The sequence below is a fragment of the Bacillus sp. FSL W8-0848 genome (genome assembly GCF_038007805.1).
In the GTDB taxonomy this organism is placed as follows: Bacteria; Bacillota; Bacilli; order Bacillales; family Bacillaceae; genus Bacillus; species Bacillus glycinifermentans.
The window spans coordinates 3,834,926-3,852,095 of record NZ_JBBOYB010000001.1; the positions used below are offsets into that span (position 1 = coordinate 3,834,926).

The window sequence follows — 17,170 nt, forward strand, 5'->3', positions numbered from 1 at the left end:
TCATCACCGATCCTTTTCTATAATGTTCAGTAAATCAAACCGACGACTGTCGCTGACAAGAAACTAACGAGTGTTGCACCGTACAATAATTTTAATCCGAAACGTGCGACGACATTCCCCTGTTTTTCATTCAAGCCTTTCACCGCGCCGGCAATGATGCCGATTGATGAGAAGTTGGCGAAAGAGACAAGGAAGACGGAGACAATTGCTTCCGTGCGGCCGCTGAAACCGAAATGGCCTTGTGCAAGCGACTGCATAGCGACAAATTCGTTCGACACCATTTTCGTTGCCATGATGCTTCCTGCATTAACTGCTTCGTTCCATGGAATGCCCATTAAGAAAGCAAATGGAGCAAATACGTACCCGAGCAGTTGCTGGAAGGATATTCCTAAAACCGCATTGAAAATACCGTTAATCATAGCGATAATGGCAACGAATCCGATCAGCATAGCTGCCACGACGACCGCAACTTTAAAGCCGTCCATGATGTATTCGCCGAGCATTTCGAAGAAGGACTGTTTTTCTCCTTCTACCGTCTCTGCGACATCATCTTCCTCTGTCACCTCATAAGGGTTAATAATGGAAGCAATGATAAATCCGCCGAATAAGTTCAAGACAAGGGCGGTTACAACGTATTCAGGCTTCAGCATCGTCATATAGGAACCGACGATTGACATGGACACCGTAGACATTGCTGAAGCGCACAATGTGTAGAGGCGCTGTTTAGAAAGCCCACCTAATTGCTTTTTCAAAGAAATAAACACTTCAGATTGGCCCAAAATCGCTGACGCAACGGCATTGAATGATTCCAGTTTTCCCATTCCGTTTACTTTGCTGAGCGCAAGCCCAAGATATTTAATAATAAACGGTAGTATTTTCCAATATTGAAGAATTCCGATTAAAGCCGAAATAAACACGATAGGGAGGAGAACATTCATGAAGAATGTAGATTCATTCACATTCACCAGCCCGCCGAAAACAAAGTTTACCCCTTCTCCGGCATATTGAAGGAGATAGCCAAAGCCTTGAGCAAAGCCGCCGACAAGATAATTACCGACACCCGTATTCAGCAAAACATACCCTAAAACAAACTGCAGAACAATCATGACGATGACAGGGCGGTACTTCACCCGGTTTTTCGCGCTAGATACCACCCATGCAAGGGCCAAGAATACGATTAATCCTGCGATCCCAATTAAAAACTTCATGTTGCGTCCTCCTGAAATTGTATTCGCTTACAATTTTGTACAAATATATCTTCAATATTCTGCGGGAAGCTTAAAAGCTTCCCGCTCTCATATCATATCAATAATTATCTTCATTTTTCCCGGCTTCACCGCCGACAATTGAAACCCCTGCGCTTGCGCCGATGCGGCTTGCTCCCGCTTCGATCATTTTTTCAACATCCTCTTTCGTTCTGATGCCCCCGGATGCTTTTACACCGATGTCAGGTCCGACGGTTTTACGCATTAAAGCGATGTCTTCCGCCGTTGCGCCGCCTGTTGAAAATCCTGTTGACGTTTTTACGAAATCTGCTCCCGCCGCAACTGCCAAACGGCATGCACGCTCTTTTTCTTCATCTGTCAAAAGGCATGTTTCAATGATGACTTTGACGAGAGCTTTTCCGGCTGCCGCTTCTACGACACCGCGGATATCGGCTTCGACCAATTCGTCGTCGCCGTCTTTTAGAGCGGCGATGTTGATGACCATGTCAACCTCTGTCGCGCCTTTTGCGATGGCGTCTTTCGTCTCAAACGCCTTCGTTTCAGTTGTATTCGCTCCGAGCGGAAAGCCGATGACGGTACAAACGTCAATGCCGGTACCGGCCAATTCTTTAGCGGCAAATTCGACCCATGTCGGATTGACGCAGACTGAAGCGAATTGGTATGTTTTTGCTTCCTCTATTAATTTTTTGATGTCTGATTTTGTTGTATGCGGTTTCAATGCTGTATGATCAATTTGTTTTGCAATCGTCATATACGAGCACTTCCTTTGTTCTATGATAGTTTCAGCATAACTGATTTTTGAACAAATGTAAATTACGATATGAAATTTTGTTCAATGGGAAATAGCCCAGAAAAAGGTTTAATCTTCCTCCTCTTTTAGCAGTTCCTTTGCCGTATGCTGATCGATAATCAGCACATTGGCATACTTTCCTTTGAGCGCTCCGTGAATGGCAGCCGTTTTTCTAATGCCGCCGGCGACGAGGATTGATTTTTCTTTTTGCCTTAGATCAGCCAGTTCCACGCCGATCGTCCGGGAGTCGATGGCTTCGCTGCAAATGTTCCCGTCGGCGTCAAAAAAGCGGGAGCAAATATCGCCGACCCCCTGCGTTTGGAGCAGCTTTATTTCCTTCTCGCTGAAATAGCCCAGCCTGAACAGCAGCGCTTCGTCGCGAACCGTTCCAACCGTAAAGAGCGCGATGTTTGCCTGTTTGCCCATCTCAATAATGCGTTTGATATGGCGGTCCTGCTCCACCATCTGTTTGACCTCTGCGTTATCAAACACTACCGGGAGCGGGAGATACCTCGGCATGGTTTGAAAGGCCTCGGCAAACAGCTGAATCGTTTCTGCCGAATATGTATTGACTTGTGAGTGGCTGATACCGCCTTTCAGCTGGACGACCTCTACGCCTTTCACTTGTTTGGCTTCAAGGTGCTGCGCAATTTGGTACATCGTCATTCCCCAGCTGACCCCGACGATGTCGCCGTCATTAACGGTATCGTGCATATATTCCGCACCATAGCGGCTGAGGTAGTGCGTGATGGTCGAATCATCCTCAGTCGGAGAAAAGACGACATGCGCCTCAAGGAGCCCGTATTTCTCCTCCAGCATCGCCCCGAGTGCGCCCATGTCCTCAAACGGATCGACGATGCGGATCTGGACATACCCCTTTTCTTTTGCAAATTGGAGCAGCCTGGATACCGTCGGCCTTGAAATTTGAAGCTGTTCGGCGATCTGCCGCTGGCTGTAATCGGACTGATAGTAAAGCCTGGCAGCTTCAATGCTCAATTGCTGTTTTTCCCTGTCCATCACAAGCCTCCCCTATCGTTATCGCTTCATACAATCATATATAGACCGGCGGACTTTTTCAACCTGCTTTAGCCCTTTGGGGGGCTGGAAGGCGCAGATATGCTCCGGCAGGAAATCAAGTTGTATGCCATGTTGACTATAGTAAACTTGTACTGTTTATAACTATTCACATACCATTATTATGATAAAATGGGTAATGTAGGGCAGGTTACCATATCGGTGAACGGAGGGTGAAGAGTGGCAGCAAAAATCGCGTTCGAGGCAGTGGGAAACAGCTTGAATCAATGGTACGGGCTGATCAGACAGAACAACATTACCGAGGCAGCCGCCATGAGGGAAGAAATTAAAAGGACGCTTGATGCAATGGAAGAAAATCAGGATGTGCTTTTGTATTTCAACCTCATCGATTCACGATTCAAACTGTTGACAGAACGGTATGAGGAATCCGGGACACTCTTACAAAACATCAATAAAACACCGGAAGAAATCGGCACGGACAACATGATTCAATACTATTTTTATTTCTTCAGCGGAATGTATGAATTTTACAAAAAGAACTTCATCACCGCTATTAATTTCTATAAAATCGCTGAACTTTCACTCCACAAAATCCCTGATGAAATCGAATTAGCCGAGTTCCATTATCATCTGGCCATTGCCTATTATGAAATCAGACAAAATATCTTTTCATTAAACCATGCTGAAAAAGCGCTGGAATCGTTTAAGGCACACGACGAATATACGAGCAAAACGCTCAAAAGCAAAATGGTGATCGCGGCCAACTATGTAGATCTTCAGCGGTTTCAAGAAGCAGAGGCGCTTTATCAGAGGGTGTATGAGGGCGCGTCCGCAGACGGCGATTTCCGTTCGGCCGGACTTGCCTGCATGAACCTGGGGATTTGCTATGAGCGCCATGATCAGCTGCAAGAAGCGAGGCGGTGCCTGGAAAAAGCATTGAGCATCCCCGAACACAGGCAATCCGTCTTTTCTTTGCGGACGAAGTATATGCTGAGCCGCGTTCTGTACAAGATGGAGTTGTATGCCGAGGCGCGCGAGTGGTATCAACAAGCTGCAGCCCGAGCTGCGAAAAAACAGCAGACTGAATGTCAGTCAAAACTCTTCATCATACATTCCCTTTATGAGAAAAACGATCCAGACAGAATCGATCAAGGCCTCAAGTATCTGGAAATGAAACAGCATTGGTCAGACGTAGCCGACCTCGCCATCAACTGTGCAAAATACTTCAAAAACCAAAACAACTATGAGCATTCAGCAAAATACTTTGAGAAAGCGTGCTATGCGAAAGATCAAATATTCAAATTAACGGAGGCGATTTCATGAAAAAGCTGACAGGCGTCACTTTGCTATTGGGTATACTGGCAGCGGGGCTCACTACCCATGAGGTATCGGATCATAAGGCGGTAAGCCAAATTCCGGTCAAAGTCACGGAAAACGCCGGTTTTGGTTGATTCGGGCAGTAATATTCAGGAAAAAGGTGTTGTGTTATCACAACGCCTTTTTTTCTTGTTCTCATTAGTTATGCTGACATTCCACAAATATCCCCCACTTTTATCAGTCTTATAGTCCCGTTGTTTAATAATCAAAAAGGCGCAAAAAAGCTGGCAATCTTCGTTTTTTCATTTATAATATATTTCATTAGTCACAGATCTGACACAGGGGGGATGTGCCCGTGAGGCATGTATTGATGGGTCTGATTTTATGCTGTTTATTCATCGGTCTTTCCGCCGGCGGCTTCACAGCCGAAAGCAATCTCCAAAAACGGTCGGCCGCTGATGCAGCCAATGAGCCGCTACAGCCTGCCGAGTACTTTGTCTATCATCATTTAATGAATGATCAAGGGCTCATCAAAACCGATCTCTCTGATCAGCCGGTTTACTTATCGGAATCTCTCGGCTTATGGATGGAATTTTTGGTCAACAGAAAAGACGCCCCGCATTTTCAGGAGCAATACCAGCGTCTGACCGAATCCTTTCTCATGAAGAACGGCCTGGTTTCTTGGGAAATTCAAAACGGAGAAGCAAGCGGGGTGAACGCCCTGATCGATGATCTCAGAATCATGCGGAGCCTTGATCAAGCTGCCGCTCTTTGGGGAAACAGCCAGTATGAGCAAACCGCTCAGAAAATCGGAGACGCATTAAAAACGTACAACATGAACAACGGGGTATTCACTGATTTTTACGATTCCGCCTCACAGGCAGCATCTAAGGATATTACGCTTTCGTATATCATGCCTGATGCACTATCAGTCTTAAAAAAGAACGGAATCATAGATAAAGAAACCCTGCAGCGGAACAAAAATATCCTTTTCTCGGCTCCTTTGAAAAACGGTTTTCTGCCGAAAACATACAATACGGAAACAAAGGAATACAGCTATGACAGCGAAGTCAATATCATCGATCAGCTGTATGCGGCTTGGCATTTGCGGCCGGGAGATGAAAATGCCGCTGTTTTGGCTGATTGGATCATTCACGAATTTCAGACGAACGGAAAGCTTTATGGACGATATTTGGCGGATACAAAAAAACCGGCAGTCCAATATGAGTCCCCATCCGTTTACGCTTTAGCCATTATGTTTTTAACAAAGCAAAATGCAGACAGCACCGTGATCAAGGCGATATATGAAAGAATGAATGATTTTGAAATTCTTGACCCGACCAAGACGTATTACGGGGGATATATGAGCGGCAATGAGACGCACTCATTTGACAACCTGCTGCCGCTGCTGGCTGAAAGGAAGCTTTTCGATGAAAATATCATTCAATGACAAACAACAACTGTTTGCTTATACGATAGGGCTCGCAGCAGCCCTTTCTCTGTTTATCTTTTATGTCTCCACCCAGCAATCGGAAGGGACTTTAATCACCTGCATCACCTTTGCCGTGATCGGAGCGGGTATATGGCTCGGACCGATCTATGCACTGTCCGGCACCATCGTCGTCCTGTTTGTTCTCGGGACTTTAATGATGTTTTTTCAAGCGGGGCAAGTCGTGTTTCCGTCTGAAGAAGGGCTGTGGACGCTCGTCATCTGGGGAATTGCGCTTATCGTGTTTTCCTTTATGTCCGGAAGAATCCACGATATCGCGGCAGAGCTTCACCGTTCTGTCAAACGGCTCCAGTCTGAAATCAACAGCTTTGTCGCGATTGACAGAGTGACGGGTTTTGATAATAAACAGCGAATGCAGCTTGAGCTTTCAGAAGAGATCAAACGGGCAGAACGGTACGGCAATTCGTTTGTTTTTCTGCTGCTTCAAATGCATTATTTCAAAGAGTTTAAATCGTTGTACGGAGAAAAAGAAACCGACAGGCTCTTCCAATTTGTCGGCAGTCAAATCAGGTCAAGCGTACGGGAGACGGACAAGAAATTCCGTCCCTCTGAAGAACGGTTCGGCATTGTGCTGACCCATACGCCGGTTGAGCATATGCCCGCCGTCCTGTCCAAGCTGAAAACACAGCTTGAAACGTATCAGCTTCAGAACGGCAAATATGTAACCTTAACCTTCCATGTGTGTTACCTGCCGTATCGCAACGATATCAAGACGGCTGAGCAATTTTTAGAAGAACTGGAAAACGAGATGATGATGAATGAATTGTAAAAGAATATGCCTTTTATGGGCGGCCTTGCTCATAATCGCAGCGGCTTTATATCAGCCGGACTCCGCCGCAGCGAAAGAGAAGGAGAACGGAATTCTTATCATCTATTCAACGTTGGACGGAACAGAATCGGCTCATGTAAAAATGCTCGATTTGATCTCAGGCCATTTCTCATCCAGCGTAACCGTCAAAAAAGACGAGGATGTCAAAGCAGCGGACCTGTCGGGCAAAATGCGCGTCATCTATTACGGCCAAACGAAACGAAAGCTCGGCAGGAAGCTCGTATCCCTGATCGGCTCATACAAAAAACCCGTGATTGCGATCGGCTTTAATGCCGGGCAATTCAGCCAGTTTTCCGGCCTTTCCTTAAAAAGCAAAGAAAACGTGTACGAGATCAAAAGCAGCAGTGAGAAAAGCGAGGTTTCATTGGAAAGCGCGCTTCATGTGCTCGAAGTCTCGGGACTGAAGGGGAAGGCATTGTACACCCATCAATCCGACGATGGGAAAACGCACCCTTTTATGTGGAAAACGGACAAGTCAAACGTATACATCGGCTTAACGAATTTGTTAAACGACAGCCAGCTCACGGCGAAGGAGCTGAGACAAGCGTTCGGAGAGAAAGCGGACAGCACGCTTTTATACTTGCGGCTTGAGGATATCAGTCCGATGGCAGACGAAAAATTGCTGCTTCAAGCGGGTTCGTATCTGCATAAAAGGAATATTCCTTTTATTCTGGCTGTCATCCCGGTATACGTGAACCCTGAAACAGGCGAAAAAGTCTATATGTCTGATAAGCCGAAGCTTGTCAAAGTGTTGAGAAAACTGCAAGACATGGGCGGAAGCGTGATCGTCCACGGATATACCCATGCTTACCGCTACAGCGAAACCGGAGAAGGATTCGAATTTTGGGATGCCAAGGCTGATCAGCCGATCACATCGCAAAATGCAGATGATCCGCCGTCGATTTTAAAAAAAGCACAGGACTTTCCGAATGAAGCAGCCTATAACAGCTATTTGAAGCCGTTTAGAAAAAACGAAGAAACGTACACACGGCAAAAGCTGACGCACGCCATTGAGGATTTAACTGCGGAAGGACTCTATCCGCTCGGATTTGAAGCGCCTCACTATACGATGTCAGAGCACGGCTATCAGATCACCTCCGAGTATTTCTCAAGCATTTTCGGCCAGGTTCAGCTCAGCGATACAACGTGGAAAACGTCGGGTACGGCACCGTTCGTGACAAAGCCGGCCATGCTGCACGGGATGACGCTGTACCCTGAAACGCTGGGCTATGTCGATGCATCAGCCGAGAATCCGCTCGGTGGCGTGGATGAGCGCATTTCTCAAATGATCGATTTCGAAGGCGGGGTAGCCGGAGCATTTTACCACCCTTATCTCGGCATGAAATATTTGCCTGAGCTTGTCGATCAAATGGAACGCATTCCGAACAGCGAATGGCTCGATATAAAGAAAACAAAACAAACCGTAAAAACGGACAAAGTGGAAATCCATACAAACGGAGACGGAACGATTCACGTTAACAATAAGGTGAATGCCGTTGAGGAGTTTTTCGACCATCATCAGCAAAGTCCGCTGGAAAAGGCGCTGTGGATTCTCTCAGCGATTGTGCTCCTGTTTGTGGTGATGTTCGTTATCTACACCCTTTATTTGAGAGCCACACTAAAAAAACGAATCTTTAAGGAGAGAAAAAGCCGTGGGTAATGTTCTGTTCTTTGCCTCGCTAAGCTTAATATGGGTCATGCTGCTGTATCACATGTTTCTGATGCAGGGAGGCTTCCGCCATTACATGACCTACGAACTGAACATTCCGAAGTGGAAAGAAAATGTGAAGAACCTTCCGAAGGTCAGCGTTCTGATCCCGGCACATAATGAAGAGGTCGTGATTCGGCAGACACTGAAGGCGATGGTGAACCTCTATTATCCGAAGGACAGGCTGGAGATTATCGTCGTAAACGACAATTCGTCCGACCGAACGGGTGAGATCGTGACCGAATTTTCCAGACAATACGACTTTATTAAAATGGTCGTAACGAAACCGCCGCATGCCGGAAAAGGAAAATCCTCGGCTCTCAACTGCGGTTTTGCCGAATCGAACGGTGATGTCATTTGCGTCTATGACGCCGACAACACACCGGAGAAAATGGCTGTCTATTACCTCGTTCTCGGCCTGATGAACGATCCGAAGGCGGGCGCCGTTGTGGGAAAATTCCGCGTCATCAATGCGGCGAAGACGCTGCTGACAAAATTCATCAACATTGAAACGATCTGCTTTCAGTGGATGGCGCAGGGCGGGCGCTGGAAATGGTTCAAAATTGCCACGATCCCCGGCACGAATTTTGCCATCCGCAGAAGCATTATCGAACGGCTCGGCGGCTGGGATGATAAAGCGCTGGCTGAGGATACCGAGCTGACGATCCGGGTGTACAACCTCGGCTACCATATCCGTTTCTTTCCGGCGGCTGTTACATGGGAGCAGGAACCGGAAACGTGGAAGGTCTGGTGGCGCCAGCGGACAAGATGGGCGCGCGGCAACCAATACGTCGTCCTGAAATTTTTATCGCAGTTTTTTAAGCTGAAACGAAAACGGATTATCTTTGATTTGTTTTATTTCTTCTTTACGTATTTTTTGTTTTTCTTCGGCGTGATCATGTCAAATGCGATTTTTGTTATTAATTTATTTTACGATTTGCACTTGTCTGTCGGCTTTTTGTCGATGATCCTGTGGATTTTGGCTTTCTTTCTCTTTATGACGGAGGTCATGATAACGTTGAGCATCGAAAAAACGGAAATGAACAGGCAAAACTTTTTTATCGTTTTTCTGATGTACTTTACATACTCGCAGGCATGGATCGTGCTTGTCATTTATTCGTTATTCGTGGAAATCAAGCACCGTCTGTTCAAGCAGGAGGTTAAATGGTACAAGACAGAACGATACAATCAAAAGAAAAGCGGGTGACGTTTTTGAAATATGCAATCATATGTCTCGTAGGCTTCATGCTGGCGGCAGTGACAGGGGAAGCCGCTTTAGCCAAAGAAGTAAAGGTGGACGGCTCGATCCTCGGAGAAAACAGCCGTGAACAAGCAAAGCAGCAAGTGCTTACGAGCGATCTCATCACAATGTATGGTACAAAGGACAGCACGGAGCTGACGTATCAAATTCCAGCCGGCGCCTCTTCCTCCCATCAGCAGCTTGCGCTTGAATATGAAGCCTCTGACCTGTTAATCTCCCCTTCTTCCCTGACGGTTGAGATCGATAACGAACCGGTCAAAACGGTAAAGCTTACAGGGAATGCAGAGCGCAAAACATTAAAGCTGACGCTGAACAAAAGCCAAGCGTCTCAGGGTTTTCACAGCCTGTCATTGAAGTTTTACGGAGTGGTGAAGGAAGGCGTCTGCGTCCGGCAGGATTCCTCCGGGAACTGGATCAAAATTTATCCGGACAGCCATCTGACATTGGGGGACAAGAACGAAGCAAAGGGAGCGGCGCTTGAGCACTATCCGTATCCATTTGCCCAATCAGGAAACACCGTGGAAAAAACGGCAATCGTCATTCCGGACGATCCGAGTTCCGCAGAAATAGAAGCGGCTGTTAAAACGGAAAGCTATCTAAAAACGATTGACAGCAGCATCAGCATCACGACTTTGAACGAATCAGACATGAAGCGCATCGACAGGCCGTCGATTTTAATCGGCGTTCAAAAGCATTGGAAAGGCAAAGTGGAAAAGCTTTTGGCACAAAGCGATATAAAAGCGCAAGAAGATAAGCTTCTGCTTGCGGAACGGGTGCTCACGGCAAACGGTAAACAGCAGCCTGTTCTGTTTGTCAACGCGGCGTCTGATGACGTGCTTTCCGGGAAAATCAGCGTCATCACCGATAAAACATACGCCGGCCAGCTCAGCGGCGAAACGCTCGCAATCGGGAAGCTGCAATATCAAACAAAACGGGACGCGGGTAAGCTGACGCTTGAGGATTTCGGAGCGGGCGATTTGACAATCGGCGCAGGGCAATCTTCTTCTGAGCATTATTATTATCCTGCACCTGCAATTTTGGACAAGGATCAATCGGCGAAGCTGTCCCTTGCATTAAAAAAATCAAAAACGATTCAAAAGCTAACGTCCCAAAGCGATTTATCCGCCGAAGAGGCGGAGCTGAAGGTCATGATCAACGGCCAGCCTCACTCCGTCCGGCTTGACGATTTAGGAAAAGAAGACAAAAACGGCTTTTATCATGTGACCTTAAAAGTCGATCCGAAGCTTTTGCAAAAAAACCGCTACATCGATATTCAATTTGCCACTTCCGGCTTGAAGGAGAACAATCCCTGCTATGCAACAGACGATGACAAATGGGTATTCATTGATAAAAGCAGCGCACTCACGTACCCTGTCAGCAGCACGACAGCGTCAGCCGACTTTCAGGAATGGCCGCTTCCCTTCGCGGGAATTCAAGCTAAGACAACGCTGATTGTCCTGCCTGACAAAGTCGATCAATCGAAGCTTCAGGAGCTTTCGCTTGTGACAGATTCATTCGGCAGTGAATCCCAGCATTCATTCACGGTCAAAAAATCCTCTGAAGTGAAAGCAGATGATATGAAAGGCCGGAACGTCATGTTCATCGGCGGCATTGGCCAGTTTCCTCTTCTGAAAGAGAAAGCATCGGACTTGGCCGTGCCGGCAGCGAAAAACGGGACGCTCGACGTGTCATCCTTCCAAATGCTGAACGAAACGGCAAAACAAGTTGCGTTTACACAGACATCGCCGTGGGATTCAAACTACTCGATGGCCGTGTTTGCACCGTTTAACGGGCAAGGCGCTGCCGTCACAAAAGAAATGATCAGCTTTCTGAACAGCAACGATAACACAGCGACCGTCATCAATGAAACGGACAGCAGTCAGCTCTTCACAAACCATCAGCAGCTTGCAGAAAAACCAAGCGGAACACAGACCGAAAAAACGAAGGAAAACGGTCAGCAGAATATGATATATTTCGGCGTCATCGCATTGATCATAGCGGTAGCGGCCGTTCTGATTTGGATCATGGCAAGACGCAGAAAACGGAAGACTGACAACGGAAAGAACAGGGGCTAACGATCAGCCCCTGTTTTTTATTAGTTTCTCATCTTGACACACGCCTTCGACGACACCGGCCAAAATGCCGACTCCTTTTTTAATATCTTCATCGGCTGCCGTCAGGCTGATGCGAATGCACTGCCGGACATGCGGCGAATCCCACGGAACATGATGAAAGAAAGACGCACCGGGGACGATGATGACGCCGTTTGCTTTCAACCGGGCGTACAGCTCGATATCAGCAACAGGGAGATCCTCGATCCACAGCCAACCGAAAAGCGAGCCTTCCCCTCTGTGCAAATGCCATTTGATATCGCCCGGCATTTCTCGAAGCAAAGCGTCCTTCAGCAGCAAAAATTTGTTATGGTAGTAAGGCCGCACCTCATGCTGCGAAACGGCGGCGAGGCGCCCGTCATCCAACACAGCTGCCGCCATATATTGCCCCAGCCTTGAAGAATGAATCGCCGCATTTGATTGAAAAGCCTCCATCACCTTCATGTAACGCGGATGACCGATGGCGATCCCGACCCTTTCACCGGGGAGGCCCGCCTTTGAAAGGCTTATGCAATGGATAATTTGATCGGTAAAAACGGGCTCCATTTCGATGAAGTTGATAGCCGGAAAAGGCGGCGCATATGCGGAATCGATGAGAAGGGGTACATCGGCGTCACGGCAGGCGTCAGAAATAAGCAGCACGTCTTCTTCAGAAAGAACATTTCCTGATGGATTATTCGGCCGGGACAGCACGACGGCGCCGATATCGCAAGCGCCTTGCATCCTCTTTAAAAAGCGTTCCCGGTCCAGTTCGTACCGGAACATGTGATCATCCAATGTTGAAATTAACGGCGGGATGCCTTCGACCGTGTCCATATCCAACGCCGCACCGCTGTACCCCGCATAATCCGGAAGCATCGGAATCAAAGCTTTTTTCACGACACCGTCGCTTCCCATGCCGCAAAATAAATTGATCGCAAAAAACAACAACTGCTGGCTTCCCGCCGTAATCAGCACATTTTCTTTCTCAATGTCATGACCATAGCGGTGTGAAAAGAACCGGACGACGCTGTTGATCAGCTCGTCCGTTCCATAGCTTGATCCGTATTGGCTGATGGCCGAAAGGAACGTACCATTCTCAAGCAGTCTCTCTAAAACTGCTTGCCACATCGCGGCCGTTTCCTGAAGGATCATCGGATTGCCGGCGCTCAAATTGAGATATTCACGCGAGCCGACATGAAGGATTTCCTGAATATCGCCCATCACCGCCCTGATCCCCGTCTTCTCATTCATTTTTTCGCCTATGATGCTGAGCTTCGGCTTCAATGTTTTACCCCCTAAACATGATACGGTCCGTTTTGACGGCGTTGTTTATATCATGGATAAAATACTGCGTCGGGACGCCGAACCGCCCTCCCTCATTTCCGGGAGGCAAATATTTCCTCACATAGCGTTCAGCCTCTCTTTTATAAACCGAATCATCCTCTATTTCTTCCAGCTCTTCGATTTCGGCAACTAGTTTTTTCAAGTCGTCCATGCATAATGAAAGATCGAGCGATGCCGGCTTATCTTTTCCCTTTTGGATGGAGCGGCCGTTGTCGATGATCCAGCTGAACAGAAAAAATCCCGTCCCGGAATCAAAGTTGTGTGTCGCATTATGCTGGCTCGGGTAGCGCAGCAGACGTTCAAACAGGACAAATTCGATAATTTCCTCCCAATAATCGTACTTTCGTTCTGCTAAAGCGAGGATAGACTGGCAATCCACTTTGATTTCCTCCAATATTCCCGCAAAAAAATTCATTTTCGCTTGAATGTGCTTGTGAAAAGGCTTGTTGCCGCAGTGATGGTAATAGTCGTGCAAATAACCCCAAAGGACCCTTGCTTCATACGTGTTTTCAGGAGAAATGTGCGCCGACTTGAAAGGAACATGTTCAAAAATGGCCCGCGCCCTCTTCAGCGTATCCTCATGGTAGATTTGGTAGAACTTATTGAAATAAAAAATCGCAAACGTCTGCTCTGTTATTTTTTCTTTTGTCTTCACATTTTCAGGAAAAAATACAATGCATTTTTCTTCTGTGAACCCCCTGGTTCCCGCTATCAGCTTCAGCGACTGGCAGCCGTTTTCCGGGTGAGGCATCTCCACCTCAATCGGCTTCATCATCGCCGGCTCATCGCGAACGGCCAGGAAAGCCTCAAAAAAGCAGCCTTTCGTATGCGGCCCGTTAGGCGTAACGACAGGGGCGAGAAAGAAGGTCGTCTCCTGATCCTGCGGAGGGCGATATGCCGTTAATAAACGGTCAAAATACGGCGTGTCGTCCAATCCGCGGCCGATCCAGTCCAAGACATCCTCTTTAAACGCTGCGCCGGCCTCAGGCACATGTACCGCCTCATATATGATTCCGGCAGCTTCGGCTAATTGAAGGAGAAGCTGTTTCGCCCTGACCTGCTGCTCTGTAATCTGTCCTTTTTCGTTTTGATACATTTGCAATTCATGAACCTGCGGTACAATTTGTTCGTTTACCATATTTACGATGCCACGCGTCAACGTCTTCATCGGCTTCCTCCCTCGCTTTTTCCGTGAATGGTAAAACACATCGGCACCTCGCCGAAATCCTTTATGACATGCAAATGGTTTTCATGGGCTGCTTTAATCGTCGTAATACAGCCGTCGGCTGCTCCTGATGCGCAGGCAAGCGCTGCTTGGGAATTGGCTGACCAAATCCACATGATCGCTGAACAGTTTTGCAAGATGAGCAGGTGCAGGATGTGATGCGACTATTTTGACATCCGGTTCCCTCGTGTTTTGCTTCACGGCAAACACCATATTGTATGTCGGCATGACAAAGCTATCTATGATTTGTAAATCGAGCAAATTCTCAAATACGATATTGTGCAAAAACGGATACACCGCGCAGCCCAAAAGGACTGAATTTTCAGTCTCTTTTACATGAAGCAGCGCCTCTTCCAGCGTTTCATAAAGCTTGACCTCACCTTGAAGCCCTTGGTTCTCAAGCCATAAAAAACCCGCTTTTTCACAGTTTGTACCTTTCGGACCCAATGTGTGAACAACCATCACCGCTTGATCTTCCTGCACTTTTGTCGAGATCATCTTAACCTCCCATTGTACCCGTCAGATTATTTTTATAGATGATGGCAAGGTCACCATCTAATTTCCGGTAAAAAGCTTCGCATTCTTCATATGAATCATGGCTTGTTAAAATAAACCCCGGGTATCCGGAAAAATGCGGATACGGAAGAATTTCGGCTCCTGGTTTGATAAATTGAAAAACCCGTTTGACTTCCGGCCTTTGTTTGATGTCTTCAAGACCGTCGATTTTTTCAAACGTCCCCGAGCCCTGCACGGGAATGATGTAGTTGCCGGCCGTCCTCTTGGCGCGAATCCCGTCTTCTAGATGCCTGTCCAGCGGTTTAAGGGCATTTTGAATGACCAGTTGCATGAAGTTGATGCCCGTACTCTCTTTAACGATGTAATGGGAGATACCCGAGCCGCCGATTCTCGCCCCGACTTCGATGACATAAGGCTGTCCGCTTTTATCGAGCCTTAGTTCGGTATGAGCCGGCCCCTGATGAATGCCTAAAGCTGAAACGGCCGCCGTCACTTCCCGTATGATCGAATCGTGCGCCTCCTCATCCAATTTAGCCGGTGCAATATAGACGCCTTCTTCAAAAAACGGCCCTTTACAATCGCCTTTATAACCGATCGACAATACGTGGACTTTTCCTTGAATTGACAATGTTTCAATCGCAAATTCAGGGCCGTCGACAAATTGCTCAACAATGATGCCTTTTTTTCCTGTGACAAACCGGCTAAGATCGCCCTTATTGATATCCTCTGCTTTGCGCATCGCCTCCTTAAGCTGTTTGCGGTCATCGGCCCGAACGACCCCCTGGCTTGAAAAACCGTTGATCGGTTTCACGACCAAAGGAAACGTCAGCTGAACATGTTCCAAGTCTTCATAAGCAGCAGCTTCTTGGAAGAAAGGGATATTCAACCCGTGCTGCCGAAGAATCCTGCGGGTTTCGCTTTTATTCCGGCAGTTTTCAATCGTTTGTAAAGGAAGTCCGGGAAGATTTAATTCCGCCGCGGCTTTTGCAGTGAAATGAAGCGCCGGCTCGAACAATGTCACCACTCCATCAAAAGGAGATTCGACAAATGTTTGCTTGACGATATTCATTGCTTTCTCTTCATCCTCGAACAGCGGGATCGGAACGCTTCGGTCAACTGCCGGGAGATTTCCCGGGCAATTTTCTTGCGAGTTGTAGAAAAATGTAACATCGAGGCCTAAATGTTCAGCTTCTTCAAAAATAAACGGCAATTGCTTATTTTGGCAAATGATGGCCAAGCGTTTGTTTAGCTTTGTCAATTTTTTCTGCCCTCTCTTCTTTTTTAATGTTGATAAACATGACTCCGAAAATCACAAACAACGTCCCTAAGTAAATATTTGCGTTTAATGTTTCGTCCAAAAACAGAAAGCCGATATAAAGGGCGATGACTGGAGAGATAAACAGATGGGAAGTCGCTTTTGAGATGTGCCAGTTTTTAAGCAAGTAAATATTGATCCAAAATCCCAATATAGAACCGATAATCGCCAAGTACAACAATGAGTAGAGACTGATGCCGGAAAATGTCCGCGTTCCGCTTTCTACTACTAAGCTGCTGATGAGCAAAATCGTTCCGCCCGAGAGCATGGACAGAGAATTGAAGCTTAGTATCGGAAGGGTTTGGATTTTCTGCTGCACTTTAATTTGTATAAAGGCAGATCCGAACATTGCACATAAGATGGCAGCCATGGAGATGATTTCGATGACTTCAACCTTGATAAACAGCTGATTGCCGAATACGATCGTAATGCCGAGCAACGCGAGGAAGATGCCCCACTTTTGAATCTTTGTAGCCGGGGTTCCTTTGACAAGCCGATTGATGATCAGGGCGAAGACGGAGATGCTTGCGGCCAGAATGGAGACCAGCCCGCTTGGCAAATACAGAGAAGCCCAATAGACGGAACCGAAAGGGATCGAAAAATACATGATGCCGTTGAAGAAGGATAGTACGAGCAGCTCCTTTGAAACAACAAATTGTTTGCGGATCAACAGAAAGACGGCGATCATGACGCTGGCGATCATAAAGCGCATGCCGGCCGACCAAAACGGCAGGCTGTCCTTGAGCCCCGCTTTTTGCACAGCCCACGTCGTTCCGCCGATCAAGCATAAAAGTCCAAACAGCACATGCACGCGGTACTTTAAAACGTTTGTCAACATATCACACACTTCACCTTGTTTGTTATCGTCTTGCGGTTTATTTTCTGAAAAATCTGATCAAAATGGATTATGAGGGAAATTATAACTTTTATATCAATACCAGTCAACAACATTTAAAATCTCTTAACAATATAATAAAAAACACTCACTATGAAGCTGTGAG

The 17,170-nt window shown here is 47.0% G+C and carries 14 protein-coding genes and 1 pseudogene; 7 read left to right on the plus strand and 8 right to left on the minus strand.

Annotated features, from left to right (window positions below; genetic code table 11):
* Window positions 1-26: 26 nt before the first annotated feature.
* The 3 genes from NSQ39_RS20115 to NSQ39_RS20125 all read right to left on the minus strand — a co-directional run bounded on the left by NSQ39_RS20115 (window position 27) and on the right by NSQ39_RS20125 (window position 3,033).
* Window positions 27-1,208, minus strand: a complete 1,182-nt coding sequence (locus NSQ39_RS20115; RefSeq protein ID WP_046130512.1) for a NupC/NupG family nucleoside CNT transporter — start codon at window positions 1,206-1,208, stop codon at window positions 27-29.
* 97 nt (window positions 1,209-1,305) lie between these two features.
* Window positions 1,306-1,977 (minus strand): deoxyribose-phosphate aldolase, encoded by a 672-nt coding sequence (gene deoC, locus NSQ39_RS20120; RefSeq protein WP_046130513.1) that lies wholly within the window; start codon window positions 1,975-1,977, stop codon window positions 1,306-1,308.
* A gap of 108 nt (window positions 1,978-2,085) precedes the next feature.
* Window positions 2,086-3,033: a sugar-binding transcriptional regulator gene (locus tag NSQ39_RS20125; protein ID WP_046130514.1), complete on the minus strand. Its 948-nt coding sequence runs from the start codon at window positions 3,031-3,033 to the stop codon at window positions 2,086-2,088.
* 237 nt (window positions 3,034-3,270) lie between these two features.
* Between NSQ39_RS20125 and NSQ39_RS20130 the strand changes: the two genes are divergently transcribed.
* The 7 genes from NSQ39_RS20130 to NSQ39_RS20160 all read left to right on the plus strand — a co-directional run bounded on the left by NSQ39_RS20130 (window position 3,271) and on the right by NSQ39_RS20160 (window position 11,751).
* On the plus strand, window positions 3,271-4,374 hold the full coding sequence (locus tag NSQ39_RS20130) for a response regulator aspartate phosphatase (protein WP_048354207.1): 1,104 nt from the start codon (window positions 3,271-3,273) through the stop codon (window positions 4,372-4,374).
* Window positions 4,371-4,502: a hypothetical protein gene (locus tag NSQ39_RS20135; RefSeq protein ID WP_269082038.1), complete on the plus strand. Its 132-nt coding sequence runs from the start codon at window positions 4,371-4,373 to the stop codon at window positions 4,500-4,502. The genes NSQ39_RS20130 and NSQ39_RS20135 overlap by 4 nt, the downstream gene beginning before the upstream one ends.
* A 221-nt stretch (window positions 4,503-4,723) precedes the next feature.
* Complete coding sequence (locus NSQ39_RS20140) at window positions 4,724-5,818, plus strand: hypothetical protein (RefSeq protein ID WP_046130516.1); 1,095 nt, start codon at window positions 4,724-4,726, stop codon at window positions 5,816-5,818.
* Window positions 5,799-6,647 (plus strand): diguanylate cyclase domain-containing protein, encoded by an 849-nt coding sequence (locus tag NSQ39_RS20145; protein ID WP_048354205.1) that lies wholly within the window; start codon window positions 5,799-5,801, stop codon window positions 6,645-6,647. Before NSQ39_RS20140 ends, NSQ39_RS20145 begins: the two co-directional genes overlap by 20 nt.
* A complete protein-coding gene (locus NSQ39_RS20150) occupies window positions 6,637-8,367 on the plus strand; it encodes a DUF2334 domain-containing protein (protein ID WP_175075948.1) in 1,731 nt (576 codons plus the stop codon). The genes NSQ39_RS20145 and NSQ39_RS20150 overlap by 11 nt, the downstream gene beginning before the upstream one ends.
* The gene (locus NSQ39_RS20155; RefSeq protein ID WP_046130519.1) at window positions 8,360-9,622 is read left to right on the plus strand and encodes a glycosyltransferase family 2 protein; all 1,263 of its coding nucleotides are present in this window, start codon (window positions 8,360-8,362) and stop codon (window positions 9,620-9,622) included. Before NSQ39_RS20150 ends, NSQ39_RS20155 begins: the two co-directional genes overlap by 8 nt.
* Before the next feature lie 5 nt (window positions 9,623-9,627).
* Window positions 9,628-11,751 carry a cellulose biosynthesis cyclic di-GMP-binding regulatory protein BcsB gene (locus tag NSQ39_RS20160; RefSeq protein WP_373688011.1) on the plus strand — a complete coding sequence of 708 codons (2,124 nt, stop codon included), beginning with the start codon at window positions 9,628-9,630 and terminating at the stop codon, window positions 11,749-11,751.
* 3 nt (window positions 11,752-11,754) lie between these two features.
* Here NSQ39_RS20160 and NSQ39_RS20165 read toward each other — a convergent pair whose 3' ends face one another.
* The 5 genes and pseudogenes from NSQ39_RS20165 to NSQ39_RS20185 form a co-directional block, all read right to left on the minus strand.
* Entirely contained in the window at window positions 11,755-13,053 is a 1,299-nt protein-coding gene (locus tag NSQ39_RS20165) for a valine--pyruvate transaminase (RefSeq protein WP_175075946.1), read from the minus strand.
* Window positions 13,054-13,057: 4 nt separating this feature from the next.
* Complete coding sequence (locus NSQ39_RS20170) at window positions 13,058-14,281, minus strand: DUF6421 family protein (protein WP_175075945.1); 1,224 nt, start codon at window positions 14,279-14,281, stop codon at window positions 13,058-13,060.
* Window positions 14,278-14,836 (minus strand): annotated as a pseudogene (locus NSQ39_RS20175) (hypothetical protein). The gene NSQ39_RS20170 and the pseudogene NSQ39_RS20175 overlap by 4 nt, the downstream one beginning before the upstream one ends.
* Window position 14,837: 1 nt before the next feature.
* Window positions 14,838-16,112 (minus strand): ATP-grasp domain-containing protein, encoded by a 1,275-nt coding sequence (locus NSQ39_RS20180; protein ID WP_048354201.1) that lies wholly within the window; start codon window positions 16,110-16,112, stop codon window positions 14,838-14,840.
* The gene (locus NSQ39_RS20185; RefSeq protein ID WP_048406471.1) at window positions 16,069-17,007 is read right to left on the minus strand and encodes a DMT family transporter; all 939 of its coding nucleotides are present in this window, start codon (window positions 17,005-17,007) and stop codon (window positions 16,069-16,071) included. The genes NSQ39_RS20180 and NSQ39_RS20185 overlap by 44 nt, the downstream gene beginning before the upstream one ends.
* Between the last annotated feature and the right edge of the window lie 163 nt (window positions 17,008-17,170).